This window comes from Agrobacterium sp. SUL3, from assembly GCF_001263295.1.
GTDB classification, from domain to species: domain Bacteria; phylum Pseudomonadota; class Alphaproteobacteria; order Rhizobiales; family Rhizobiaceae; genus Agrobacterium; species Agrobacterium tomkonis.
The window spans coordinates 273,877-300,739 of the sequence record NZ_KQ414502.1 but is presented as its reverse complement, the minus strand read 5'-3'; the positions used below and the strand labels follow the sequence as shown (position 1 = coordinate 300,739).

At 61.2% G+C, this 26,863-nt stretch carries 21 protein-coding genes; 12 read left to right on the top strand and 9 right to left on the bottom strand.

Going from position 1 to position 26,863, the window contains the following annotated elements:
• Window positions 1-70: 70 nt before the first annotated feature.
• From AKG12_RS12500 to thiD, 5 genes are read left to right on the top strand one after another with little or no spacing between them, the layout of a single operon-like run.
• On the top strand, window positions 71-856 hold the full coding sequence (locus AKG12_RS12500; RefSeq protein WP_052819034.1) for an ABC transporter permease: 786 nt from the start codon (window positions 71-73) through the stop codon (window positions 854-856).
• A complete protein-coding gene (locus tag AKG12_RS12495) occupies window positions 853-1,803 on the top strand; it encodes an ABC transporter substrate-binding protein (RefSeq protein WP_052819033.1) in 951 nt (316 codons plus the stop codon). Before AKG12_RS12500 ends, AKG12_RS12495 begins: the two co-directional genes overlap by 4 nt.
• A complete protein-coding gene (locus AKG12_RS12490) occupies window positions 1,800-2,540 on the top strand; it encodes a hydroxyethylthiazole kinase (RefSeq protein ID WP_052819032.1) in 741 nt (246 codons plus the stop codon). Before AKG12_RS12495 ends, AKG12_RS12490 begins: the two co-directional genes overlap by 4 nt.
• Window positions 2,527-3,189: a thiamine phosphate synthase gene (gene thiE / locus AKG12_RS12485; RefSeq protein ID WP_052819031.1), complete on the top strand. Its 663-nt coding sequence runs from the start codon at window positions 2,527-2,529 to the stop codon at window positions 3,187-3,189. The genes AKG12_RS12490 and thiE overlap by 14 nt, the downstream gene beginning before the upstream one ends.
• A complete protein-coding gene (gene thiD / locus AKG12_RS12480; RefSeq protein WP_052819030.1) occupies window positions 3,186-3,980 on the top strand; it encodes a bifunctional hydroxymethylpyrimidine kinase/phosphomethylpyrimidine kinase in 795 nt (264 codons plus the stop codon). The genes thiE and thiD overlap by 4 nt, the downstream gene beginning before the upstream one ends.
• Window positions 3,981-4,195: 215 nt before the next feature.
• On the opposite strand, the gene AKG12_RS12475 is transcribed toward thiD, so the two are convergent.
• The gene (locus AKG12_RS12475) at window positions 4,196-4,654 is read right to left on the bottom strand and encodes an Lrp/AsnC family transcriptional regulator (protein WP_046800773.1); all 459 of its coding nucleotides are present in this window, start codon (window positions 4,652-4,654) and stop codon (window positions 4,196-4,198) included.
• Window positions 4,655-4,781: 127 nt separating this feature from the next.
• Here AKG12_RS12475 and alr point away from each other — a divergent pair, with 127 nt between their 5' ends.
• From alr to AKG12_RS12460, 3 genes are all read left to right on the top strand, one after another.
• Window positions 4,782-5,948, top strand: coding sequence for an alanine racemase (gene alr / locus AKG12_RS12470; protein WP_052819029.1), 1,167 nt, complete (start codon window positions 4,782-4,784; stop codon window positions 5,946-5,948).
• 7 nt (window positions 5,949-5,955) lie between these two features.
• On the top strand, window positions 5,956-7,212 hold the full coding sequence (locus AKG12_RS12465; RefSeq protein WP_052819028.1) for a D-amino acid dehydrogenase: 1,257 nt from the start codon (window positions 5,956-5,958) through the stop codon (window positions 7,210-7,212).
• Between the two features lie 177 nt (window positions 7,213-7,389).
• Window positions 7,390-7,893: a BA14K family protein gene (locus AKG12_RS12460; RefSeq protein ID WP_052819027.1), complete on the top strand. Its 504-nt coding sequence runs from the start codon at window positions 7,390-7,392 to the stop codon at window positions 7,891-7,893.
• A 203-nt stretch (window positions 7,894-8,096) separates the two neighbouring features.
• Here the strand turns inward: AKG12_RS12460 and AKG12_RS12455 are convergent, their stop codons facing one another.
• Together AKG12_RS12455 and AKG12_RS12450 are read right to left on the bottom strand one after the other, a co-directional pair.
• Window positions 8,097-9,452, bottom strand: coding sequence for a sigma-54-dependent transcriptional regulator (locus AKG12_RS12455; RefSeq protein ID WP_046800768.1), 1,356 nt, complete (start codon window positions 9,450-9,452; stop codon window positions 8,097-8,099).
• Between the two features lies 1 nt (window position 9,453).
• The gene (locus AKG12_RS12450; protein ID WP_052819026.1) at window positions 9,454-11,295 is read right to left on the bottom strand and encodes a sensor histidine kinase; all 1,842 of its coding nucleotides are present in this window, start codon (window positions 11,293-11,295) and stop codon (window positions 9,454-9,456) included.
• A 236-nt stretch (window positions 11,296-11,531) separates the two neighbouring features.
• Between AKG12_RS12450 and AKG12_RS12445 the strand changes: the two genes are divergently transcribed.
• Entirely contained in the window at window positions 11,532-12,881 is a 1,350-nt protein-coding gene (locus AKG12_RS12445) for a dicarboxylate/amino acid:cation symporter (protein ID WP_052819025.1), read from the top strand.
• A gap of 183 nt (window positions 12,882-13,064) precedes the next feature.
• Complete coding sequence (locus AKG12_RS12440) at window positions 13,065-13,502, top strand: EamA family transporter (RefSeq protein ID WP_052819024.1); 438 nt, start codon at window positions 13,065-13,067, stop codon at window positions 13,500-13,502.
• Window positions 13,503-13,546: 44 nt separating this feature from the next.
• Here AKG12_RS12440 and AKG12_RS12435 read toward each other — a convergent pair whose 3' ends face one another.
• Complete coding sequence (locus AKG12_RS12435; protein WP_052819023.1) at window positions 13,547-14,899, bottom strand: aspartate aminotransferase family protein; 1,353 nt, start codon at window positions 14,897-14,899, stop codon at window positions 13,547-13,549.
• Window positions 14,900-14,936: 37 nt separating this feature from the next.
• Complete coding sequence (locus AKG12_RS12430; protein WP_046800763.1) at window positions 14,937-15,671, bottom strand: SDR family NAD(P)-dependent oxidoreductase; 735 nt, start codon at window positions 15,669-15,671, stop codon at window positions 14,937-14,939.
• A 234-nt stretch (window positions 15,672-15,905) separates the two neighbouring features.
• Here AKG12_RS12430 and AKG12_RS12425 point away from each other — a divergent pair, with 234 nt between their 5' ends.
• Both AKG12_RS12425 and AKG12_RS12420 read left to right on the top strand, forming a co-directional pair.
• A complete protein-coding gene (locus tag AKG12_RS12425) occupies window positions 15,906-17,552 on the top strand; it encodes a GNAT family N-acetyltransferase (RefSeq protein ID WP_052819022.1) in 1,647 nt (548 codons plus the stop codon).
• A 57-nt stretch (window positions 17,553-17,609) separates the two neighbouring features.
• Window positions 17,610-18,764, top strand: a complete 1,155-nt coding sequence (locus tag AKG12_RS12420) for an amidohydrolase (RefSeq protein ID WP_052819021.1) — start codon at window positions 17,610-17,612, stop codon at window positions 18,762-18,764.
• 29 nt (window positions 18,765-18,793) lie between these two features.
• On the opposite strand, the gene AKG12_RS12415 is transcribed toward AKG12_RS12420, so the two are convergent.
• The 4 genes from AKG12_RS12415 to bcsA are packed head-to-tail and all read right to left on the bottom strand — an operon-like array spanning window position 18,794 to window position 26,863.
• Window positions 18,794-21,136 carry a tetratricopeptide repeat protein gene (locus AKG12_RS12415; protein ID WP_052819020.1) on the bottom strand — a complete coding sequence of 781 codons (2,343 nt, stop codon included), beginning with the start codon at window positions 21,134-21,136 and terminating at the stop codon, window positions 18,794-18,796.
• The gene (locus tag AKG12_RS12410) at window positions 21,127-22,182 is read right to left on the bottom strand and encodes a family 8 glycosyl hydrolase (protein ID WP_052819019.1); all 1,056 of its coding nucleotides are present in this window, start codon (window positions 22,180-22,182) and stop codon (window positions 21,127-21,129) included. Before AKG12_RS12410 ends, AKG12_RS12415 begins: the two co-directional genes overlap by 10 nt.
• Window positions 22,179-24,677 carry a cellulose biosynthesis cyclic di-GMP-binding regulatory protein BcsB gene (locus tag AKG12_RS12405; protein WP_052819018.1) on the bottom strand — a complete coding sequence of 833 codons (2,499 nt, stop codon included), beginning with the start codon at window positions 24,675-24,677 and terminating at the stop codon, window positions 22,179-22,181. Before AKG12_RS12405 ends, AKG12_RS12410 begins: the two co-directional genes overlap by 4 nt.
• Window positions 24,674-26,863 (bottom strand): UDP-forming cellulose synthase catalytic subunit, encoded by a 2,190-nt coding sequence (gene bcsA, locus AKG12_RS12400; protein WP_052819017.1) that lies wholly within the window; start codon window positions 26,861-26,863, stop codon window positions 24,674-24,676. Before bcsA ends, AKG12_RS12405 begins: the two co-directional genes overlap by 4 nt.

Here is a 26,863-nt window from a genome sequence, read left to right as displayed (position 1 = left end):
GGAGACCGAATGATGATGCTGAAACCTTCTGTCCTTCGCACATGGTGCGTTTGCGTCTGAGGTCCGGCTCATGCGTGCCACCCATGCATTGAACGGTATCGGCCTTCTGCTGCTTCTCTGGCAGGCAGGCACGTGGCTGTTTGCGCCGCCGCGCTATATCCTGCCGTCGCCAGCCGATGTCGCCGCCGCCTTCTGGCGCCAGCCCGGCTTCCTGTTCGGGCAGGCCATGGTGACATCAGGCGAAATGGCGTTCGGGCTTGCGACAGGCATCGCCGCCGGCATCCTCGTTGCCTTTACAGTCGCCGCCATCCCGCGTCTTGGCCGCCTCGTCTGGCCCATGGTTCTCGTGCTGCAGGCGTTTCCGGTTTTCGTGCTCGCCCCCATCCTCGTGCTCTGGTTCGGTTTCGGCATGGCCTCGAAAGTGGTGATGACCGCGATCATCATCTTCTTTCCGGTCGCCTCCTCCTTCACCGATGGCCTGAACCGCACGGATCGCGCCATTCTCGATGCCGCCTCGCTGACGGAGGCGAGCCACTGGCAGATCCTCACGCGGCTGCGCGTGCCGCTGGCGTTGCCATCGCTCATTTCCGGGCTGAGGGTGGCCGCCCCGCTCGCCCCGCTTGGCGCCGTCATTGGCGAGTGGGTGGGCGCATCAGCCGGGCTCGGTTTCGTCATGATCCAGTCCAATGCCCGCATGCAGACCGACACGATGTTTGCCGCCATGGCCATTCTCGCCGTCATGGCGGTGCTGCTGCGGCTCATCGTCGACCGGGCGACCGCCAATCTGGCCCCCTGGGCCAAGGAAACAGAACATTTCATTCCTCTCAGATATTTACGGAGACTTTCGGCACCATGAAACGAACGCTTCTTTCCCTCGTTGTCGCGGCAACAACCGCGCTTGCCCCCATGCAATCGCAGGCAGCCGACAAGCTTACCGTGTTGCTCGAATGGTTCGTAAACCCTGATCATGCGCCGATGGTGATCGCGAAAGAGCGCGGCCTGTTTACCGAGGCTGGGCTGGAAGTCGAGCTGGTGCCGCCGGCCGATCCTTCCGCCGTGCCGCGCCTCGTCTCGGCGAAACAGGCCGATATCGGCGTGCATTACCAGCCGAACCTCTATCTCGATCACGATGCCGGTCTGCCGCTGGTGCGTTTCGGCACGCTGGTCGAAACCCCGCTCAACACCGTCACGGTTCTGGCCGACGGGCCGATCAAAAGCCTGAAAGACCTGAAGGGCAAGAAGGTCGGTTTTTCCGTTTCCGGTTTTGAAGATGCGATGCTGAAGCGCATGCTGGAAAAGGACGGGCTGACGAAGGATGATGTCGAACTCATCAACGTCAATTTCTCGCTCTCACCATCGCTTATCGCCGGCAAAGTGGATGCAACGCTCGGTGGTTTCCGTAATTTCGAACTGACGCAGATGAAGCTCGAAGGCCATGAAGGCCGCTCGTTCTTCCCGGAGGAGCATGGCGTGCCGGCCTATGACGAGCTGATCTTCGTCACCCATCGCGATCTCGCAAAAGACAGCCGCCTGCCGCGTTTCCTCTCCGCCGTGGAGCAGGCCGCGATCTTCATCACCAACCACCCGCAGGAATCCTGGCAGCTTTTCATCAGGGCCTATCCGAACCTTGACGATGCGCTGAACAAGCAGGCTTTCTTCGACACGTTGCCGCGTTTCGCCAAGCGCCCCGCCGCACTCGACCGCAGCCGTTATGTCCGTTTCGGTGAGTTCATGCGGGATATGCAACTGATCAAACAGGCGCCGAAGGCAGACGATATCGCCGTGGAGCTGCAACAGCCATGACTGGCACTTTTCCAACAGCGGCAAAAGCCGCCGACATTCTGGAGCGGGTGCGCAAGACGCGCCCGCGCGTGCATTGCCTGATGAACACCGTGGTGCAGAAATTCACCGCCGACGGCATCACCGTCGTCGGTGGCATTCCGTCGATGACCACTTCCCTGGAAGAAATAGAGAGCTTCGTCACCAAGGCCGATGCACTGACCGTCAATCTCGGCACGCTGGATGCCGAGCGGCGCAAGGTCATCCGGCTGGCAATCGAGATCGCCAATGCATCCGGCAAGCCGTGGATCGTCGACCCGGTGCATTGCGACTACTCGCCGTCCCGTCTGGAATTTGCCCGCGAACTCATCGCCCTCTCCCCCACCATCGTGCGCGGTAACCGCGCCGAGATGAGCCTGATCGGCAATGTGCCTGACGCGGTGCGGATCGAAACCGGACCGGTCGATCATCTCCGCGACACGACCCGTGGCGTCAGGATCGTCAACGGTCATCCATGGATGGCGAAGGTGACCGGCACAGGTTGCCTCTCGGGCGGCATCATCGCCGCTTTCATGGCCGTGGAGAAGGATGCGCTGACGGCTGCGGCCGCAGCCCTTGCTGTCACAGGCGTTTCCGCCGAATTGGCTGCAAAACAGGCCAGAGGCCCCGGCACCTTCGAACCGGCATTTCTGGATGCGCTTTCCGAAATCTCGGGGGAAGACATCATCAATCACGCGAGGATCGAGCATGAACAAGGTTGATTACCGCCTCAACGCATTGGTCGATGCCAGCCTTGCCGATGTCGCGCCCTTGGCCGAGCTTGCTTTGGCCGCCGCACTCAACGGCGCGACCATTCTGCAATATCGCGACAAGCACGGCTCGACGCGCGAAATGATCGACAACGCCCGCGCTATTCATGAAGCCATCGCCGGCACCGGCGTGCCGCTTGTTATCAATGACCGCATCGATGTGGCGCTCGCCTCCGGCGCGGATGGCGTGCATCTCGGCACCGATGACATGGATGCAAAGACCGCAAGGCGTATTCTCGGCGAAAAGGCGATCATCGGCCTCACCGTCAAGAACCGCGCCGATGCCGAACGGACGGCCTCCATGCCCGCCGATTACGCCTGCATCGGCGGCGTTTTCGAGACGGTTTCCAAGGTGAACCCCGACAAGCCGGTCGGTATCGATGGTTTTGCAACGCTTCGCGCCCTTTTGAAGGAATGGCGGCCGGATATGCCTGTTGGCGCCATCGCCGGTATCGACCTTGCCCGCGTGCCATCTGTCATCGAGGCCGGCGCGGATGGTGTCGCAGTCATTTCCGCCATCTTCCGGGCAGGTGATATTGCCAGCGCAACCAAGGGCTTCCGCTCTGCAATTGACGCGGCGCTGAAAGCGAGACAACCATGACACCAATTGCATTGACCATTGCCGGCTCCGACAGCGGTGGCGGCGCAGGCATTCAGGCCGACATCAAGACCTTTTCCGCGCTTGGCGCCTATGCTGCCAGCGTCATCACCGCCATCACCGCCCAGAACACGAAGGGCGTGACGGCGGTGGAGGATATTTCGGTCACCACCATCGTTGCGCAGATGGATGCGGTCTTTTCCGATCTCGCCGTCAATGCGGTGAAGATCGGCATGGTCTCGCGGATAGAGACCATCGCCGCCATCGCGGAGCGGCTTCGGCAGCAATCGCAACCGGTGGTGCTTGATCCTGTCATGGTGGCGACATCGGGCGACCGGCTGCTGCATGAGGACGCCATCGAGACATTGCGGCGTGAGCTTTTGCCACTGGCCGCCATCGTCACGCCAAACCTGCCCGAAGCGGCGCTGCTGACCGGCACGCCGATGGCGGAAGCGCAGACGGACATCAACCGCCAGGCCGAGACGATCCTCAAGGCCGGCGCAAAAGCCGTGCTCATCAAGGGTGGGCATGGCGATGGGCCCGAGAGCACGGATTATCTGTTTGCTGATGGCACCATGTTGGCGCTTGCCGCACCGCGGGTGGATACGAAGAACGACCACGGCACCGGCTGCACATTGGCGGCGGCGATTACGGCTCATCTTGCCAAGGGTTGTGAGCTGCGAGAGGCGGTAGGGCTGGCGAAGGAGTATCTGAACGGGGCGCTTGAGGCTGGGCGGGGACTTGCCGTTGGGAATGGGCGGGGGCCGGTGCATCATTTTTATCGGTGGTGGTGATGGATAGCGCAGAGGGTGCGGCCACCCCCCTCTGTCCTGCCGGACATCTCCCCCTCAAGGGGGGAGATCGACAAGCGGCTTGCTCACCACATTCCGTAAGCCACGGGATCATTAGTGAGACGGTCGCATGGGACCGAGCGACTGCCGCACCCAATCTCCCCCCTTGAGGGGGAGATGTCCGGCAGGACAGAGGGGGGTAAGCCCCACACTCGACGCTACTTCGCCTTCGGCGTCGCCAATACATTCCGGATCGCAAAACTCGAATGAATCCGCGAAACCCCCGGCAGTTTCGACAAAATCTCCTTATGAATCCGCTCGAAATCCCCCGCACTTTCCGCCTCGCAGCGCAGGAAATAATCCGAACCGCCCGTCATCAGGTAACATTCACGGATTTCCGGATACCGCCGCACCGCATTTTCGAAACGGTTGAGAAAATCTTCCGTCTGGCGGTCGAGCGTGATCTGCACGATGACCGAGATGACCTCACCACCCGCAAGGCCGCTGGTCAGCGCCGTATATCCGCGAATAATGCCTTCCCGTTCGAGGATATCGACCCGGCGCAGGCAGGCCGAGGCCGAAAGCCCGACTTCCGCTGCCAGTTTTGCATTGCTGATGCGGGCGTTGAGCCGAAGCAGGCGAATGATGTGACGGTCGGTCGCATCAAGTGACGACATAGAAAATTCCAATCAGACAAAGAAAATTGCGCAATTTTGAATTCTATCGCATTTTCTTCGAACAATCGCCAAGAAATTCGATAATCGTTGCAATACTCTCATGGGATAAAAATGAGGGTGAACGACCATGGACATGCAGATCAGCCGCCAGCAGGCAGCCGGTGGTGCAAGCGGCCATCTGACTATCGATCTTGGTGCATTGCGCGACAATTACCTGACGCTTGCGGCGATGGCCCCGGCCTCGCAGACGGCAGCAGTCGTCAAGGCAGACGCTTATGGCCTCGGCGCAGATATCGTCTCGCAAACCCTGTTCGAGGCGGGATGTCGCAATTTCTTCGTTGCCCATATCGATGAAGCACTGGCGCTCCGGCTTCGTCTGTCGGCGCAGGCGCGGATTTTCGTGCTCAACGGTCTTCAGCCCGGCAATGAGACCTCCTGCGCCGCCATGGCCGTCACCCCGGTTCTGAACTCGCTGGAGCAGATTGCACAATGGTCGGCCCATGCGCGCCATCTCGGCAAGACGCTGCCGGCAGCGGTGCAGATCGATACCGGCATGTGCCGTCTCGGTCTCTCCCCCGCAGAGCTGGAAGTCCTCGCCTCCCAGCCGCAATTGCTCGAAGGTCTCGACATCGCGTTCGTGATGAGCCACCTCGCCTGCGCCGACGAGCCGGAACACCTCTCCAATGCCGCGCAGCTTGCGGTGATGCGAAAGGCCGCCACCGCTTTCCCCGATGCGCCCCTGTGCTTTTCCAATTCCGGCGGCATCTTTCTGGGCAATGATTACCACAATCATCTGCTGCGCCCCGGCATCGCGCTTTATGGCGGCGCGCCGTCCGTTGCCCGCCCCAACCCGATGAAACCGGTCGTGCGTCTCGATCTCGCCGTCATCCAGACCCGCACCGTGCCCGCCGGTTCGCTGGTCGGTTATGGCGGTTCTTTCGAAGCCGCAGGCCCTACACGTCTTGCGACAATCGCCGCCGGTTATGCCGATGGTCTGCCCCGCTCACTCAGCAATCGTGGGGCGGCGTGGTATAATGGCATTCGCCTGCCGATTGCCGGGCGCGTTTCGATGGACAGCATCATTCTCGACATATCGGCCCTGCCTGAGGGAACATTAACCCAGGGCAGCCTCGTTCAGATGATCGGGCCTGACCAGACTTTGGAAGACATTGCAAATGACGCGGGCACGATTGCCTATGAAATCCTGACCGGCCTCGGACGCCGCTACCGCCGCAGCTATATCCAGCCGGGAGAAACCCCGGCGACCGCTTCAACATCAGTCAATCACAAGTGAGACGATCATGAACGTCACTATCCTCGGAGCCGGCGTCGTCGGCGTGACCTCCGCCTGGTATCTGGCCAAAGCCGGACACAAGGTGACGGTGATCGACCGCCAGCCGGCAGCAGCGCTCGAAACCAGCTTCGCCAATGCCGGTGAAGTTTCGCCCGGTTATTCCTCGCCATGGGCGGCCCCCGGCATTCCGATGAAGGCGATGAAATGGCTGTTCATGAAACATGCGCCGCTGATCATTCGCCCGACGGCCGATCCGGCGGCCTGGCGCTGGATGAGCCAGATGCTGCGCAACTGCACCTCGGCACGTTATGCCATCAACAAAAGCCGCATGGTGCGCATCGCCGAATATAGCCGCGATTGCCTGATGGCGCTGCGCGACGAAACCGGCATTCAATATGACCAGCGCATGCAGGGCACGCTGGAGGTCTTTCGTACCCAGAAGCAGTTCGACGCCATCGGCAAGGATGTCGACGTGCTGACGGCCGGCGGTGTGCCCTTCGAAATTCTCGACCGCGACGGCTGCGCTGCCATTGAGCCCGGTCTGGCGCCCGCCAAGGAGAAGATTGTCGGGGGCCTGCGCCTGCCCGGCGACGAGACCGGTGACTGCTTCATGTTCACCACCGAGCTTGCCCGCATGGCGGAAGAGGCCGGCGTCACCTTCATTTACGATACCGGCATCATGCGTCCCATCGTTGAAGCCGGCCGCATCAAGGCCGTGGAAACCACCAAAGGGCTGGTGGAAGCTGATGTTTTCGTCGCTGCACTGGGCAGCTATTCTCCGCAATTCGTACGCCAGCTCGGCCTTAACCTGCCGGTCTACCCGGTCAAGGGTTATTCCATCACGGTTCCGGTCGTGAAGGAGGAGCGCGCGCCCGTCTCCACCGTGATGGATGAGGCCTACAAGGTGGCGATCACCCGGCTGGGTTCGCGTATCCGCGTCGGCGGCATGGCGGAGATCGCCGGTTTCAGCAAGGATTTGCCGGCCGCACGGCAGGGAACGCTGACCCATTCGGTGGAAGACCTGTTCGGTGGCGCGGGAGATCAGACCCAGGCGAAATTCTGGTGCGGCCTGCGCCCGATGACGCCTGACGGCACGCCTGTCATCGGCGCCACCCGCTACAGCAATCTTTACCTCAACACCGGCCATGGCACGCTTGGCTGGACCATGTCCTGTGGTTCCGCCCGCGTGCTGGCCGATCTCATCAGCGGGGCCAAGCCGCAGATCGACACGCACGATCTGGCAATCAGCCGTTACGCCGCATGATCAACGCTTGCCGCGCCGCCACCCGGCGGCGCGGCTTTCGAAAATCGGGACGCGCTCGAATTTCGGCCGTTAACACGCCACAATTCATTCAGCACCCGTTCAGCAGCGGCGCTATATTTCTTTAACCATCGAATTTGCAACTGGCAGCGCCCCTGCCGTTCTGGATGGAAAAAGACCATGTCGTCCTTTGCAGCTAAAACCGTTCTGGCCGTCGCCGTTGCCGCCGCGACCATCGTTCCTTTCAACACCGCGTCTGCCGACGACTGGGGCCGCCGTGACCGCCGCGACGCCGCCATTCTGGGTGGCGTACTTGGCCTTGCCGCCGGTGTCGCCGTCGGCTCCGCCCTTTCCCGCCCGGCACCGGTGGATGATGAGCGCGTCTACATCGACCCGCCCCGCCGTTATGAGCCGAGCTATGTCTATGATGAGCCGGACTACCAGGAATACCGCCCGGCTCCGGTCTACCGCCCCGCGCCCGTCTATCGTCCGGCACCGGTCTATCGCCCGCAGCCGGTTTATGACAGCCGCCCGGTCTATGGTCAGCGCGCCACCTATCGCACCATCGAGCCGTGGACCAACGCCTGGTACGACTATTGCTCGCAGCGCTACCGGAGCTTCAACACACGCACCGGCACCTACACGGATTATGACGGCCAGCGTCATTTCTGCGTCGCGGGCTAATCGCGACAGCGACTTCCAGCAGAAGCGACAGCAGAGAGGCTGAGCGTCACACTGTCGATGCGTGCCAACGTCTCCTCCGTCATCCTCGCCCTTGAGGCGAGGACCCACACTTTCGAGCGCCGATGGATCCTCGCCTCAAGGGCGAGGATGACACCGAGGGTGGGAAAAGCCACCCAAAGCGTTGCGGCTCTTTCACGCCCCCTTCAGTTCTTCACATAATCCGCCCTGTTAATGCCGTGGCGTTGCAGCTTGTCATAAAACGTCTTGCGGGCAATGCCGAGCGTCGCGATTGTCTCCGCCACATCCCCATTCGACTGCACCAGCGTTTCGCGAATGATCCGCGCCTCGATCGCATCCATACGCTCGGGCAAGGTGCCGGACGCGGGAATGGCAGTCTGAGCAACAGGTGCGGCGGCCGCTTCCGTTTCCAGCCCCAGAACCACTCTTTCGGCGAAATGCCCGAGTTCGCGTACATTGCCCGGCCAGTCATGCTCCTGAAGCCGGCGGGAAATGCCGGCGCTGATCTGCGGCACGGCCATGTTGAAACGGTTGGCGGCCTTGGTGACGAAGTGGGAAAACAGCAGCGGAATATCCGCCTTGCGCTCCCGCAGCGGCGGGATCGACAGCGTCACCACATTCAGCCGATAATAAAGATCCTCGCGAAAAGTACCGCGCTCAGTCGGATCACCGAGATCGACCTTGGCCGCCGCCACTACGCGGATATCGACCGGCCGTTCCTCGTTTGAACCCAGTGGCGAGACCTCGCGCATTTCCAGCACGCGCAGCATCTTCACCTGCACGGCAAGCGGCATGCTTTCGATCTCGTCCAGAAACAGCGTGCCGCCGCTGGAATGTTCGATGCGACCAACGCGCTTCTTCTGCGCGCCGGTAAAAGCGCCCGGCTCATGGCCGAAAAGCTCGCTTTCGATCACCGTTTCCGGCAGCGCACCGCAATTCAGCGCCACAAAATTTCCCCGCGAGCGCTTCTTGCTCCAGCGGTGCAGCGCGGTCGCCACCACTTCCTTGCCGCTGCCTGTCTCACCCGCCACCAGCACATCCACATCCGTATCGGCAATGTGCCTGAGCGTGGTGCGCAGCCGCTCCATGGCCGGCGTCTGGCCAATCAGCGGCAGATCGTCTTCCGCCTGTCCGGCAGCGCGGCGAAGCGCGCGGTTTTCCAGTACGAGGCGGCGCTTTTCCAGCGCCCGGCGGGCACTTTCCACCATGCGTTCGGCCGGAAAGGGCTTGGCGATGAAATCATAGGCGCCGTTGTGCAGCGCATCGACCGCCATCGGCACATCGCCATGGCCGGTAATGAGGATAACCGGCAGATCCGCATCGATCTTGCGGACATGGTCGAAAAATTCGAGCCCGGTCATGCCGGGCATACGCACATCGGTGATGACGACCCCGTCGAAATCCTCGTTCAATGCCGCAAGCGCCTGCTCGGCACGGGAAAATGAGGTGACCGGCAATCCGTCGAGTTCCAGCGTCTGCACCATCGCCTTGCGCAGCTGGGAATCGTCGTCCACCAGGAATATGGTTCCATCCACCGTCATGTCATGCTCGCTTCAGATATACGGAAAAAGACGTGCCCGCTTCGCTGCTCGTTACTTCGATACGTCCGCCATAGTCCGAGGCGATGTCGTTGGAGATGACGAGGCCGAGGCCGAGGCCGCTTTCCTTGGAGGTATTGAAGGGTGAAAAAAGCTGGGCGCGGATGTCTTGCGGAATACCCCCGCCATTGTCGCTGACGGAAAGTATCACCATGCCGCCCTCCTCCCGCACACGCACCTCAACGCGGGCTTCGCCAATCTCTTCCGTGGCTTCCAGCGCATTTTGCAGAAGGTTGATGAGGATTTGCTCAAGCCGGATGCGGCTGCCGAGCACTTTCAGATCCTGATCCGGCACGACGATATCCAGCGCGTCCATCTGCCCGGAAAAACGACTGCGCAACAGCATGACCGCACCTTCGATGACCAGTTTGAGGCTGACCGGCTCGGCGGCGGTGCGGCCCTTGCGGGCCAATATTTTCAGGTCACCGGTAATCGTGCCGATGCGCTCTGTCAGGGCGGCGATGTTTTCGAGATTCTCGGTCGCCTCGGACATGCGGTCGCGTTTCAGCAGGGTGCGGGCATTGTCGGCAAAGGCGCGGATGGTCGCCACGGGCTGGTTGATCTCATGCGCCACACCCGCCGCAACCTGCCCCAGAATGGAAAGGCGGTTGGCCTGCACCAGCTCATGCTGCACATTGCGCAACTCGCCTGTTGTCTTTTCATGCAGGGCGATTTCAGCCTGCAGATGGTCGCGGGTCTTCGTCAGGTCGCGGGTCCGCTCCTGCACCTTCATTTCCAGCTCGGTGCGGGCACGCTGCTCCTCTTCCTTTTCCTTCAGCGCCTTGTGTCTGCGCCACAGCCACAGGGCCGAAAGACCCATCAGCGGCATCAGCGTCGCCAGCGCCACCACCCGGCCCTCGCGGATGGCGGCGTTTAACGCAGGGGCGACGGGTTGCAGGTAATGCAGGGTCCAGGAGGTGGTCGGCACCGGCATTTCCAGCTGCAGATAATCACCGCGCTCCCGCCCCGGTTCATCCACATGGATAAGCGGAACATCATCGCCCGATGAGCGGGCTGCCCGGAACGGCAGGATCGCCAGCGCCTCATTGCCGAATTGCAGGCTTTCGGAAATGACCTTTCGCCGCGCCTCGTCAATCGGCGCAACGGTCTTGAAGCGCCATTCCGGCACGCTCGTCATCAGCACGACTCCGTTTCTGTCGACCACATAGACCGGCTTGCCGCCAATGTTCCAGTCCGATTCCAGACGGTTGAATTCCACCTTGGCGATGACAACGCCGAGCGGCCTTCCGTCCGCCGCATCGATACGGCGGGAGATATAAAGACCGGGCCGGCGGCTGACATTGCCGAGCGCATAATGTTCGGACATGCCGGTCTTCATCGCTGCCTGAAAATATTCTCGGAACGCGTAGTTGGAACCGACGAAGCTGTCGTCCTCCCGCCAGTTGCTGGAGGCGATGGTCAGACCGGTCGGCCCGGTCACATAGATGACCGACGACTGCGTGCCTTCGATCAGCCCCTCCAGCTTGCGGTTCAGCCGGTCGACGGCGACGGCGTCACCGCCATCCAGCGCGGTCGAAAGATCGGGATCGCCTGACAGAACCAGTGGAATGGCCCGCGGCCGCTCCAGCGCGACATTCAGCAACGCAATCTTCAGTTCGGCATCGGTTGAAGCCTCGAAACCCGCCGTTCGCATTGCCTGGTGACGGGCGAATTCATCGGCCACCAGCAGGGCACCGAGACTGACGAGCAGCCACAGGCCAGCCAGCGCCAGCCATTGCGCGCGACGTTTCGCCTGAGAATGAGGTGCCTGATCCTGATAGGTCATGCGCTAATTGTGCGGATTTACACACAGATCGCAAGAGAATTTGTCCGGAATTCCACACAAATGCCTGTGAGCCGGTAAAGCGTCAATAAAAAGTACTTTTTAAATCAGTCAGTTACGACAAATAAGCAAGTCTGGCATGCGTATTGCACATGACTCCGCAATCGGCGCGAAGCCGTCAACGACACGGCGATCCCGGGAGGCCAATAAAGGCAGGGTGAGGCCGAGGAGGAAAAAACATGATCGATAGCACAGCCGTGGCCGCAGGCCACGCCAAGCAGCCATTTTACAAGCACCTGTATTTCCAGGTTCTGGTCGCCATCATCGCCGGTATCGCGCTTGGCCATTTCTATCCGACCTTCGGTGAGCAGCTGAAGCCGCTCGGCGATGGCTTCATCCGCCTCGTCAAGATGATCATCGCTCCCGTCATCTTCCTCACCGTCGCAACCGGCATTGCCGGCATGAACGACATGAAGAAGGTTGGACGCGTGGCCGGCAAGGCCATGATCTACTTCCTGGTGTTCTCCACCCTCGCGCTCGTTGTCGGCCTCATCGTCGCCAATACCGTGCAGCCGGGCGCCGGCATGAACATCGATCCTTCCACGCTGGATGCCAAGGCCGTCGCGACCTACGCAGACAAGGCCCATGAGCAGACCATCACCGGCTTCCTGATGAACATCATCCCGACCACCATCGTCGGCGCATTTGCCAGCGGTGACATTCTGCAGGTGCTGTTCTTCTCGGTTCTGTTCGGCATCGCGCTCGGCATCGTCGGCGAAAAGGGCAAGCCCGTCACCGATTTCATGCATGCCATGATGTATCCGATCTTCAAGCTGGTCGCGATCCTGATGAAGGCCGCCCCCATCGGCGCTTTCGGCGCCATGGCATTTACCATCGGCAAATACGGCATCTCGTCCGTCACCAACCTCGCAATGCTGATCGGCACCTTCTACATCACATCGGCCTTGTTCGTGTTCGTGGTTCTGGGCGCCGTCTGCCGCTATAACGGCTTCTCCATCGTCGCGCTCATCCGCTACATCAAGGAAGAACTGCTGCTGGTTCTCGGCACCTCGTCTTCGGAAGCCGCCCTGCCGGGCCTGATGAGCAAGATGGAAAAGGCCGGCTGCAAGCGCTCCGTCGTCGGTCTCGTCATCCCCACCGGTTACTCCTTCAACCTTGACGGCACCAACATCTACATGACGCTGGCGGCGCTGTTCATCGCGCAGGCGACGGGTATCCACCTGTCCTTCGGTGAACAGATCCTGCTGCTGCTCGTTGCCATGCTCTCCTCCAAGGGCGCGGCCGGCATCACCGGCGCGGGCTTCATCACGCTCGCCGCAACGCTCTCGGTCGTGCCTTCCGTTCCGGTTGCCGGCATGGCGCTGATCCTCGGCATCGACCGCTTCATGTCGGAATGCCGCGCGCTCACCAACTTCGTTGGCAACGCCGTCGCCACCATCGTCGTCGCTCGCTGGGAAGGCGAACTGGATCAGGACCAGCTTGCCCGCGTGCTCAGCGGTCAGGAAGAAATCTCCGGCATCGCGGACGTGGATACGGCACTGCCGGCATCGGTTCAGCCCGCCGAATAATACGACCTCCCAAGGTCTGGCCTGTCCCGGCCCCGTCCGGACAGGCTCCTACATGAAGGCCGGCGCATCGTGATCGATGCGCCGGCCTTCCACGTTCAGATACAGCAGTGAAAACAGTTCTTATCGCCGGGCAGATGCTGTAGAGCCAGACGGGACCGAATGGATGAACGGAGTCGGCATCACATGAAGAACCTGTTTTTGGCCTGGCAATTCTGGGCGCTGCTCTCGGCGGCTTTTGCGGCGCTTACCGCCATTTTTGCGAAGATCGGCATAGAAAACGTCAATTCCGATTTCGCCACCTTCATCCGCACCATCGTCATCCTCGCCGCCGCCGGCCTGATGGTTTATGTCACCGGCAACTGGCAGCAGCCCTCCACCATTTCCGGGCGCACCTGGTTGTTCCTCGTGCTTTCGGGTCTGGCGACCGGCGCTTCGTGGATATGTTATTTCCGGGCACTGAAAATTGGCGATGCCGCCCGCGTCGCCCCCATCGATAAGCTGAGCGTCGTGTTCGTCGCCGTCTTTGCTGTGCTGTTTCTGGGGGAAAGACTGTCGTTGCCCAATTGGCTCGGCGTGGTCCTGATCGCCTGTGGCGCGGTGCTCGTCGCCTACAGGGGATAGGCCAGCCGAGCAGGAACGCTCGGCCAGCGCAATCGATTAAGCCGTCAGCCGCGGGCGGCCGCGACCTTGTCGAGTCCGCGTTTCACGCCAGCGAACAGCTCATCCAGCTGCTCCGCCGTGATGATCAATGGGGGGCAGAAGCAGATGGATTCACCGATCGGCCGAGTGATGACACCCTCCTCTTCGATGGCGGCGGCAATGGCGAGCGTCGTATCCCCGGCCTTCAGGCCTTCCCATGGCTTCACCTCCAGCGCCCCAAGGAGACCGACACCACGCGAGGAATGAATGAGCGGGTGATCGGCAAGCGCCTTCAGATGATCGAGAAATTTGCCCTCCAGCCGGGCAACATTGCCGACCAGATCACGCTCCTGAATGATCTTCAGGTTTTCCAGCCCCACCGCCGTCGCGACCGGATGACCGGAGGCGGTGTAACCATGGCCGAACGAGCCGATCCGGTCGGACTCATCGGCAATCGGCTGGTAAAAACTGTCATTCATGATGATTGCCGAAAGCGGCATGTAGGACGACGAAATCTGCTTGGAAACGACCAGCACGTCCGGCTTGATGCCATAGGTCTCGCAGGCAAACATCTTGCCAGTGCGGCCAAAACCGCAGATCACCTCGTCAACGACAAGCAGAATGTCGTATTTCTTCAGGATCGCCTGCACGCCTTCCCAGTATCCTTCCGGTGGCAGGAGAACCCCACCGGCGCCCATCACCGGCTCGCCCCAGAAGGCGGCGACGGTTTCGGGGCCTTCGCGAAGGATCAGGTCCTCCAGCTCCTTCAGGATACGCGCGGTGAAATCCGCCTCGCTTTCGCCATCCTTGCCGAAATGCACATAGGAGGGGCAAGCGGTATGCAGCATACGGTCCAGCGGCAGGTCGAAGCTTTCATGGTTGCGCGGCAGGCCGGTGATCGAGGCGGACGCGATGGTCACGCCATGATAACCCTTGATGCGGCCGATGATCTTTTTCTTGTCCTTTTTGCCCAGCGCATTGGAGCGATACCACACCATCTTGGCGGCAAGATCATTCGCCTCGGAACCGGACGACGTGAAGTGCACCTTCGACATCGGCACCGGCGAAAGCTCGATCAGCAATTCGGCGAGATCAACGGATGGGCCATGCGTCTTGTAAGAGAAGGTGTGGTAATAGGGCAGCTTCTGCATCTGCTTCACTGCGGCATCCACCAGCCGCTGTTCACCAAAACCGAGCGCCACCGACCACAGCCCCGCCATCGCCTCGATGTAACGCTTGCCGCTGCTGTCGGTGACATAGATGCCATCACCGCTTTCGATCACCAGACCGCCGGTCTTTTCGAATTTGCGCAGGTTGACGTTCGGGTGCATCTGATAGGCGATATCGCGTGCCTCGACGGAATTCGGCAGAATGGTCATCGATAAAGGCTCCGTTCGGTTGGATGGGCTTGAAGCGTCAGACGTGCTGGCCGCCATTGATGTGAATTTCCGCGCCGTTGATGTAGCTCGACTGGTCCGAGCAGAGGAAATAGATGGTCTGCGCCACCTCCGCCGTGGTGCCAAGCCGGCCGAGCGGCACCTGGGCTTCAACCAACTCCGCCGTTCCGGGGGAGAGGATGGCGGTGTTGATCTCGCCCGGCGCAATGGCATTGGCGCGCACGCCGCGCGGGCCGAATTCATGCGCCAGTTCCCGCGTCAGCGCCGCAAGCGCTGCCTTCGAGGTGGCATAGGCCACACCGGCGAAAGGATGCACGCGTGAGCCGACAATCGAGGTGACATTGACGATGGAGCCTTTCGCGGCCTCCAGTTCCGGCAAAAGCGCGCGGGCGAGCAATGCCGTTGAAACGAGGTTGACGTTGAGCACCCGCGTCCAGATGTCAGCCGTGGTATCCGCCACACCAAGTCGGCTGCCGCCTTCGCCTTTCGGCGAAATCCCGGCATTATTGACGAGAGCCGCGAGCTTTCCCTCCGGCAGGCGCGAACGCACCTCGGCCGCCAGATCTTCAATGCCGGATAAATCCTCAAGATCGGCCTGGATATGGCTCTCCCGCGCCGATGGCCAGCGGCATTCCTCCGAGAATGGTTGCCGCGATACCGTGAGGATTCTCCAGCCCTTCTCCTGAAACAACTTGACGGTGGCGTGTCCTATTCCACGGCTGGCGCCGGTCAGAAGCATAAAAGGAACTGCCATATGAGAACTCCCGTGCCATGCGGACCGTTGAGCCGATCGAACATTCAGCCCGCATGTTAGAGAGTTACAACCGGTGGACAAGGGCTTTTTTGTCGCGGCGCCCCAGCGGCAAACGCCCCACGGGTTAATCCCATTTGATGGGCGCCTTTCACCCGAAGGGAATATTTGAAGCCAGCCGTTTGCCCATAAAATGAAGCCTCCCGAATGTGTGATCTGTATTGGGAGGGGGCAAGAATGCGTATCGACATCATCGACACCGACGCCGGTTTCGAGGCGATCCGGCAAAACTGGGAAGCGGTGTTCATGGCCGATCCCCATGCGCGGCATTTCCTCTCCTGGGGCTGGCTCAGGGATTATATGCCGCGCCGCAAGCGCTGGTTCATTCTGGCTCTGCGCGAACGCCCGGAAGGCTCGCCCTATGTGGCGTTTTTCCCGCTGCGCCTCGTCACCGAGCCGGACAAGAAAACCGGCCGCTTCCACGACAGCATCGTCATGGCCGGCAATGCGGCGGCGGATTACACCGGCTTCATCACCCTGCCGGATTATGAAAATCACGCCGTCGCCGGTTTCTGTTCCTACATTCGCCAGCAGAACTGGACCGAACTCAAGCTCGATTACCTCTCCGGCCCGCCGGAACGGCACAGTGCGATGATCCGTGCGCTTCAGGGGCCGCTTGTCATGTTCCGCGACAACATGCCGACCAACCCCTATAACATCAACAATTGCATCTGCCCGGTCGTCAGCCTGCCGGACACTTTCGACGGCTATCTCGACAGCCATATGAGCAGCCAGACCCGCCAGAAGCTCAGGCGCTTTCTGCGGAAAGTGGAGGGCGACGATGAATATCGCATCACTTTCGCAACGAAAGAAACGATCAAACGGGACATGGACATCCTGTTCGACTTCTGGCGCATCCGCTGGGCGCCGCATAAGGGCAAGGAACGCACGGAACTGCTGATCGGCGCAACACGACAGATGCTGATGGATGTTTATATCCGTGGCGATCTGGAAGTGCCTGTCCTGTGGTTCGGCGACCAGCCGCTGGGCGCGCTTGCCAACATCATCGACCGGCAGAAAAAGTCGGTGCTGTTCTACATCACCGGCCGCGACGAAAACTGGAAGACGCCCTCGCCCGGCCTCGTGCTGCACGGGCACTGCATCCGCAGGGCCATCGAGCAGGGTTTCAAAACCTATGACTTCCTGCGCGGCAACGAGCCGTATAAATATTTCTTCGGGCCGGAAGAGCAAAAGCTCAGCTGCACGCTGTTCCGCACCCGCTCGGGCGACAATCTCGGCGGCACGCTGCATCCGCGCAGTATCCGTTTCGTCTATGAACAGGGCCTCAAATTTTACAAGTCCGGCAGTAAACCGGCCGCCAGCATCGCCTTCACCCAGGTATTGGCGGCAGCGCCCGACCATTCCGGCGCGCAATTTGGTCTCGCCAACCTGACTTTCGACCGGGGTGAGTTTCGGGAGGCGGAAATCGCCTTTCTGGCGCTTCTTGCCAGCGGTCAGGACCCGGTTCTGCTCTGGATGCGCATCGGTGAGGCGCGGCTGGCGCAACAACATTATCACGAGGCATCCGAGGCCTTCCGGCAGGTGACCAATCGCGCTCCGTTCCACCGCGAGGCGCTCTATAAATGCGCCGTCGCCCTCATCGCCGCCGAACGAGCGATGGAAGGTGCTGAAATCCTCGACAGGCTGCAGCACTATCATTCGGACGACGCCGCACATTTGGAATATGCCGAGAAAGCACGCGCGGCCCTTGCACGGCTGGAACTGGCCAAACCAAAGGCCGCTTTGCCTGCCGATGTCATCACCCTTGCCGCCAAGCCCAAGACAACGGGCAAACGCTGGCACCCGCCAAAGGTTTTGCATTGAAGGCGATGATCTGTAAGTTGCGGCTGGGAAAGCCGACCGCAACTTACAGGGATTTTTATGTTTCTGACCAATAAGGACATGCTCGATCTCGTCGAGCTTCGCCATGATCTGCATCGCCATCCGGAAATCTCCGGCGAAGAAAAGGAAACGGCGGGGCGCATCCGCGCTTTCCTCGAACAGGCAAAACCCGACCGGCTTCTCGCCGATCTGGGTGGTCATGGCGTTGCAGCCGTCTATGACAGCGGCAAAAGCGGCCCGGCGATCCTGATCCGCTCCGAACTCGATGCGCTGCCCATTCACGAAAAAAGCGAGGCCGACCACCGCTCCGGCACCGACGGCAAGGGCCATCTTTGCGGCCATGACGGCCATTCGACCATTTTGACGGCGCTAGCGCTTGGCCTTTCCCGCAACCGACCGCAAACCGGCAGCGTCATCCTCCTTTACCAGCCGGCGGAAGAAACCGGCGCAGGGGCGGCAGCCGTCATCGCCGATCCGCGCTTTGGCGAGATAAAGCCGGATTATTCTTTCTCGCTGCACAATCTCCCCGGCCTGCCATTCGGCCATGTCAGCGTCGTGGAAGGGCCGGTCAACTGCGCCTCGCGTGGCATTAAAATCCGTTTCTCCGGCAAGACGGCGCATGCCTCCTCGCCGGAACACGGCGTTTCGCCGATGCGGGCAATATCGCAGTTGATGCCGGCCTTGACCGATCTCGGCTCCGGCTTTCCGCCAGAACCCGATTTTTCGATGGTGACGATCACCCATGCGGTGATGGGCGAAGCGGCCTTCGGCATTTCCCCGGCCGACGCGGAAATCTGGGCGACGCTCCGCACACTCACCGACGACCGGATGGAAAAGCTCTGCGCGGCTGCGGAAGCGCTCGCGAAAAAGCTGGCGGGCGAACAGAAACTGACGCTCGATATCACCTACGACGATATTTTCCTGCATTGCGAAAATGCGCCTGATGCGGTCGACCACATTCTTCGGGCGCTGGATGAGGAGAAAATCTCCCACGGTTCGGAAGGTTTGCCCATGCGCGCTTCCGAGGATTTCGGCCGCTTCCGCACCGTCTCGTCATCGGCAATGTTCTTTTTGGGTGCTGGCAGGGACTACCCCAATCTGCACAATCCCGACTATGACTTTCCGGATGAGCTGATCGATATCGGCGCACGCATCTTCATGCGCATCATCCGCAATCTCACCGACGCGGAATAAGCAGCGGCCACTCTTGGCCGCCGCCGCCGTCAGCCGCCGCCCTGCGGCCCATTGCTTGGTCTGGCCGCGCGGACCGCGGCCAGTCCCCTGATGCCTTCCTTATCGCCGATTGACGTCAGGCTTTCGAAAATCTGCGCAGCATCGGCATAGCGGCGCATGGCAAGGTAGGAATATCCGCGCAGCACCATCAAATCGGTTCGTTCATCGGCAAGCCGCGCCCGTTGATCGAGCAGGAGAAGCGTTTCCGCATAACGTTTCGACTGGAAGGCTGAAACCGCCCTGTCCGCCAGGATCGAGACCTGCAATTCCGTCGCCCGTGGACGCTCCATCTGGGATTTCGTCGCCGAAACGGCCGCATGGTCCGTCAGCCCCATGCGCAGATAGGCAAGACTCTGGCCATAGGCTGCATCGCTTTTGACCGTCGACTGGCCACCTTCAATGGCGGATTCGAAAGCTTTCAGGGCCTCCGCCGGCCGGTTGGTCTCCATCAGGCACCAACCAAGATCGAGTGCCTGCTGCGGCGGCAGTCGCTGCGGATCAGGATAGGCTGCGCAGGAACGGGAGCGCGATGCGGCGCTGGCTTCCCGCTGCGCCTGCGCCGGGCGGCGTGCCTGCTTGCGCGAAGGCTCCGAAGCCGATTGCTGAACGGCTGCCTGGCTGTAGACCACCCCCGTCTCCGCCTGCGGCGCATAGGGCGCGGGTGCTGTCATCGGAGAGGCTGCGGCAACAGGCGGTGCGGTTACCGGCGCCATCGGCTGGCCGGACTGGTCCACCATGCGTGCGGTTCCCACATCGGCGATGCGCTGCGAGCGGCTTGCCCATTGCTGCTGGATGCCGCGCAGACCGGCAAGATTGCGCAGGTCATGATAGCTGAGCGCCACACCATAAGCCGAAGGTTCGTCATCCGGTTTCCAGCCTAGCGCCGTACTGAACCATTGCAAGGCAAGCGGCGTCTGCCGGAAGGCGAGCGAATACCAGCCGAATTGCTGTGCCGTCGCAGCATCCTTGCGCGCCACCGTTTCGGCGGCGATGCGTTGCAGCACATCCGCCGGCAGCACGACAGGCGGTTCAAGCGCCAGAAGATTGGCCGTTGCAGCAAGATAGGTGGCGAGCGCGTCATCGGAGGAGGTGCGCCATTTATACATGACGTCCTCGGCCTCACGCGGCTCGTTGCGGTCGATCAAAGCCAGCGCCAACCCTTGCGAGGCAGAAGCGCTGTCTTCTTCCTCTCGCGCCTTGCGGAACCATTTTTCCGCCTCTGTCATGTTCTTCTGGCGAATATTGTACCAGCCGAGCAGCAGGGCGTCGCTGGCCAGCTTGTCGGTCTCGGCAAGTCTTTCAAGCCGCATCAGGTAAGCGGAAGGAACGGAAATGCCTTCCTTCTCCCCCGCCTTTGCCACGAACTGGCGAGCGAGATCGTTCTTGACCGGTTCGAATTCCAGCTGGCCGTCGGCGCCGGGCTTTTCCTTGGCCAGCAGCTCGCTCATCATCTCCGCTGGCAAAAGCGCGGATGCCTTCTGCACCGTGGCGAGCCTGTCGCTTGGCATCGTGCAATTGTTGAGAATGTAGAGATAGGCGTCCCGCGCCCGCCCCATGCGGTCGGTATTGGCAAATGCATCGGCCACCCGCCATAAAACATCGACTTCGCTGCAGGTCAGCAGGCCGGGATTGTTTGCCGCCGCATCAACCACCGTCGCATATTGCTTGAGATCAGACGCATTGACGAGCCGCTGGCGGGCCTCGGCAAGGGAAAGCATGCCCGTCAGATTGTCTGGTGGCTGCCAGCCGGGTTCCGCCTGCTGGCGGTCGGCGATCGCCTTTCTCACTTCGGCGTAGCGGCCATCGGTATAAAGCTGCCACATGGCATCGAGTTTCGGATCGCCATTTTCTGGAATGGCGAGAGGATCGGCCGGTGGCGTCCAGTTTGGATAAAGCGTGCGCAGCCGGGCAATTTCGGCCTGAAGGCGCTGGGTATCGCCCCTGGCTGCGAAATAACGCAATGCGCTGAGATCGACTTCAGGCATATCGGCCGAGGCCGGCTGGGCCGAGCGGGATGCGGGTGCCTGCGCCGTCAGTGTCTGCGGTGTCTGCCCACCGGTCTGTGTCATCGGCGGCGGATCGGTCGCCGGCACGGTCACGGGTGGCGTGGCAGGCTGTGTCAGCTGCGCCATCTCTCGGTTTTTGACGAAAGCGTTGATTTGCGCCGGATTGGCCGCTGCCGGAGACATGCGCGGCACCGCGCGGTTGTCGCCCACCGCCGAGGTGTGCACATCAGACACTCGTCCAAGAATGCTGTCGCGCCAGTGGAAGGCGGCAAGCGCAATCAGAAGCAGGATGAGAGCCGAGGTCGACAGTGGCTTGTTCATCGGCATTCCCCGTTATTTCTTGCCAGAAACGACAATGCCAGAAGATGCAATGTGGAAGGATAATAAAGTGTTGGCTGGAAGCTTTTAAGTTCGGCGGGAATGGCCGGGCCACCGGCAACGCAGGCTGCCAGCGCCGGAATGACCCGATAACCGGCGTCCGACAGCACATCCTTGACCGCTCCGCTCTTCAGGTCGAAAGTCCCTGCGGCACCGCTTTCCACCGTCATGCCGTCCTTCAGCCGCGCAAGCAGTTCCGGCGCTCCCATTTTTGCCCTTGAGAGGTAAAGCGGTATGCGCACCGCATTATAACCGAATTCCGGAGGAAAACCCGCCGCCGGCTGCGGCTTAGTCTTCACCGATACCCAGTCGGCCGGCAGCTTTCTGTCGCTGAAGGCGAAAGCGCCGACCTGCGCCACGCCGTCATCGGCGAGCGCTTTCCACAGCGGTGATGGCGCAACCAGATCAAGGACCGGAAACGCCTCGAAAATGAGATAGGAGGGGTTGACCACCGGGCCATCGCCTCGGTCATCCTCACCAAAACCGCTGGCAGCCGGCAAAAGCAGCGTTCGCCCGCCGCGCTGCACCACGATCTTCTTGAGGATGGCGGATGCGATGGCTGCGGATGCCTCGGCATAGTCCTGCCGGTTCCACTGGCCGGCGGCGAGCGCCAGCGCATAGGCGATCAGGATATCGCCATCGGTCGCGTTGTTGATGTCAGTGACGTGCGGCCGGGTGCGCGGATCCCATTTCCAGGCGGAAAGCCCATCGTCGCGCACCAGCAGTTCGGTGCGGGTGAAGCTCCAGATCAGTTCGAAATCGGCAAGGTTGTCGGAGAGCACGGCGAGCCACATGCCGTAACCCTGCCCTTCGCTGTGGCTGATATTGCCGTTGCCGGTATCGATGATGCGCCCGCCGGGATCAAGGAAGGCATTTTTATACGCGGACCACGCCTCCGGCGACACCGATGCAGCGCGGCCGGCGGAGATGCCGGCCGCCAACGCCATCACGGACAGGCAGATAATGCGGGCAAGTTTCGAAATCCGGCCCATCATCGATGTCGTCCCATCAGGCGCAGCATCACGAACGTGGCGAAGCCCAGAAGCGACACGAAGCCAATGAATGCCAGCGAATAGGAAAGCACATTGGAGGACAGCCAGTTGGCAGCGATCAATCTCCAGTTCCAGAGCGAAAACGCCCCGGTAATATAGAAATACGGCCGTTCCACCTCGACTGTCTCAACCTTTTCCGCAGCCACGTCGTAAGCGGCGACCCGTCCGGTGACGTCGCCCCAGCGGTTCTCGCGCGTCATCGCCGACATGCCGTCGAGAAGCTCTGCCGACGTCGGCGCGGTGGCTAGCGTCCAGACGCCTTCCCCGGAAGGGCTGAGCCCCTGCGCCAGCATGAAGGAGGCGCTGGCAGGCGGGGCATAGGGTTGCTCGGCAGCCGGCAGGAAACGCAGCGTATCCGAACTCAGATCGAAATTCCGCTTCATCCAGTCCTCAAAGGACGAGACCTGCCCCTCCCAGACGCCGCCATCGACCCTCTCCCGCCAGTCGTTGAACAGGGTTTCGCTGTTTTGCGCGGAGGGCTGGACGCCGGTTCCCACTTTCCAGGATATCTGGCTGGAGGGAACGAGATTGAACTGGCTGATCAACGCTTGCGGGAACTGCGAAATCGTTCCGACAAACAGCGCGTCCCGATCGCCGATGACCAAAGGCGAGGCAACGGTCTCGACGTCGATCGGATGTCCCGCAACACTCGCAAGCCGGCTGACGAGAGTTGCCGCCGCAGACATGGTGTCAGTATCGAACCGGTCGAGGGAAAGCGCGACCGGGCCTCCAGCAGCCCTGTAAGGCTGACCAGTGCCGGCCATCGCCGCGAGATCCGGCTTGCGACCGATGCGGGCATAATCCGGAATATGGATTTCGGTGGTGTCGAACAGGGCAAAACGCGGGGTCGTGCTGGCCGGCGCACCCGGCGCGCAGGCCTGATCCTGCGCCGTCATCAACACCGCCTCGATCGTAATCTTGTTCGGTCCCGGCTTCAGGTGGCGCATCGTGACTTTGATGGGCAGATGCCGGAAAATGCCGCCGCCATTGTTGGAGATCGGCACGGTCGAAGCGATCTCGTTATTAACGTAGATGTCGATATGGCTGCCGGGCAAGACCTGCGAGGAATAAGCGGCGTCGAGCAGCAGCGATGCCTCGCCATAGGCTGACGCATAAAAATCGGCTGGCATGCCGATATAAAACTCGTTGCGGAAACGGCGTCCGCCGAATTCGCTGCTCTCAAGGCCGAGTTCGGAAAGCGCGATACGGCGGTCCGAGGTGATGAGCGGAACATCCGGCGCATGCCAGCTGCGGGTCGAAAAAGCCGTTCTCTGGGCGCCGGGGGCGCGCGAGATCGAAGAAAACAGTGTCTCTATCGCCGCCTGCACCGCCTGCGGAGTGGGACCGCTGACGAAAAGCGGCGAGAAACCGCCCGGCGCAGCACTGCCAAATCCGGCGAAGGCGCCTGCCGACGCTTCGGACGGTAACGCGCCGGAGATACCCGCAATCTCACGGGCGGTGCCCACCAGAACCGTCAGCGTTCCGGGCTTGCGCTCGGTGGAAGGGGCTGTCACGAAGCGGATCGACTGGTTCGGCATCAGGGTTCGAAGCGCCAGCGCCTGCGAAAGGCGCAGGAGTGAATCCGCAAATGCCGGATTACCGAGCGACGGCGCGACGATCTCGATCGAGGTCGTGGCTTTACCATCAGGTCCAGTCGCCTGAATGTCGTCTATATTAGCGAAAGCGCCGGCAACATCGGCATTAAAGCCGATATAGGTGTTGGCCGGGTTGACGTCGGTCCACAGATCGTAGGTGGACTGGATCGTGCAATCGGTCCTGTGTCGCTGCTGCACACCGAGCGTCACGACGTTTGAGCCGACCTGCAGCACGCCGGGCGGGATTTTCAGGGAGACATTGCCCTCGCCGTCAGGCGCTTCAATGCGCGCCACATCCAGTGGAACATTGTTCAGGCTGACCTGGAAGTTCGAGCTTTCAGGCGCGACCACGATGGCGTTCTGATAACCGATATTAAGTGAAACGGCGGCATTGGCCTGCTCGGGCGTCAGATAGATGCCCCATTGCCGCCGGTCCATCTCGCCGGAAAGGCTGAGCTTCTCATAGGGCAATATATATCGGCGGCGGCTATCAGCAGCGGATAAGGGGGTCTGCACCGTGGCTGATCCTGCTCCCTCCTGACGCGGAGGAACGGTAACGGGCGGAGCTGATGCCGGCGGAACGACGGGAGGGTGCTGCGGTTGCGACACGGGTGCCGGTTGAACCACGAAGGGCGGCTGCGCCGGTGGTATGGCCGGAGGCTGGACCGGCGGCGGCTGGCGGGGCGCTGGTGGAATGGCGGGCGGCGGCACTGGTGCGGGGGCAGTCTGCGCCGGCCTTTCGGGCGACATATCAAAGGGTGAGGACTGTGCCATGGCACCGGTTGCGACGGCACCCCACATCAATGCTGTCAGAGAACCCCTGATCGTTTTACCGCCGGTCATTTTACAGCTCCGGCAGGTTTGACGCTTTTGGCGGCGGGCCGGAGCGCCTTTGCCAGATAAAAAAGGCCGCGCTGCGTCTGAAACAGCGATATGGCCAGAAAGATCGCCGTACCGCGAATGAGGCCGGGGTTCCTGCGGCGCACGCGCTGGAACTCGCTCCACTGTTCGGAATTGGCAAAGATCAGGTCGGCGATCAGGCGGTGATCGACGGCACGCTGCGGTGAGAAGGTGCAGCCGATGGACACCAGTCCTTCGCCGCGAACCGTCCGGACCACCTTGACGGGCATGGTTTCCGGCACGCCTTCGCTGTGTGGCTTGACCTTCACGATCGCCGTCGTGTCCTTTTCGACGGTCGTGGCACTGTCGAACAGATTGATCAGCAGCCCATGCACAGACACGTTGTCGATGGAGGCCGGCACCCATACGTCGCTGCCTTCGAGCTTGACCTCGCAGCGCCGCTTGACGGTGATGCGTCGCGATGCCGACTTGTCACCGCGTTCGGAAACGACACCGAGCGCACAGCCCGCGAAGATGAGGTTGAGCAGGTTCCAGCCGCCGACAACGAGCGTCACATCGGCCTTGTAGGGCTCGCTGTAGATGCGCCAGATGGCAAAGGCCATCGCCACCACCAGAAGCGCGAAAATCACGAAGAACGGGCGGCTGATTTCCGATAGCCGCGCCTCGGCGATGGATTCGTCCTTGGCTGTCACCTTGAAGGTCGGTTTGCCGGGATTGAAGATCACGGACACAACCGCAGGCAGAAGGTGGACCGTCTGCACATATTCATAAAGTTCCGAAATCCACGGCCAGCGGAAGCTGCCATAGAGATAGTTTTGCATCATCAGGTTCACGAGCATGTAGGCCGCCGTATAGGCGAGGAATTCGCCACCCGAAGCCACGAAAATCTGAAGGTCGAAGAACAGGTAGAACAACGGCGCGAACAGGAAGATCGTGCGCGGGAACGGAAACAGCCAGAACAGCGTCGACGACATGTAACAAAGACGCTGTGTGAAGGAGAGGCCACGCTTGAACAAAGGCTGGCGAAAGATCAGGATCTGCATCATGCCCTGCGCCCAGCGGCTGCGCTGGCCGATAAAGCTTGCAAACGTGGCCGGCTGCAGTCCAGCGATCAGCGGCTTGTCGACATAGATACTGTTCCAACCGCGCGAATGCAGCGCCAGCGCCGTTTCGCAATCCTCGGTGATGCTGACACCGCTGAAGCCTTCGGTATCCTGCAGTGCCTCGCGCCGCAGCACGGCGGCGGAACCGCAGAAAAATGCGCCATTCCACTTGTCGAGACCGCGCTGGATGATGCCGTAAAACATCTCGTTTTCGCTCGGCATCGTTTCGAAGGTGCGCAGGTTGCGCTCGATGGGATCGGGATTGACGAAGAAATGCGGTGTCTGCACGAGGAAGAGCCTGGGGTCTTCCTCGAAATAACCAACCGTCTCCAGAAGGAAATCGCGGGCGGGCGCATGGTCGGCATCAAACACCGTCACCAGTTCGCCGGTCGAATGGGCAAGACCGTTGTTGAGATTTCCGGCTTTGGCGTGGACATTGCGCTCGCGCGTCAGATAACGCACGTCGAGGTCCTCACAGAGCTTCTTCAGCTCCTCGTGACGACGCTGCGCCGCCTGCGCCTCGACGATGTTGCTGGCATTGCGCTTCTGCACCGAGCCGCCATCGTCCAGCAGCCAGACGGTGAACCGGTCGGCCGGATAATCCATGTTCTTGGCCGCCGCCAGCGTATTGGCCAGAAGCTCCGCATCCTCATTGTAGCTCGGCACGAAGACATCGACCGTCGGCCGATAATCCGGCGAGCCGGGCCGCGTTTTGCGCGACGGCAGCGGCATGGAGACGATGACCAGGCTGAGGCCCAGCATCAAAACGCTGTACATTTCCGCGAGATAGAGCAGAAAGCCCGGGATGAAGTTCTCGAGCTGGTTGACGGGTGGCAGCGTGCTGGTGGTGCGCCAGTAGACGTAACGCAGAACGATGGCCGTGCCGAAACCCAGCGCCACCAGACGCCAGGCCCCCTGCCCGTTGAACCCTTTGATGGTCGCCAGAAGAACAAGCGAGATCGCGGTCGCGACCAGATGCGTCTGCAGACTGACCGGCATCGTGATGATGGCCAGAACGCAAAGCGACACAAGCAACCAGACAATGACTGTGATGGCCTTGTTCAT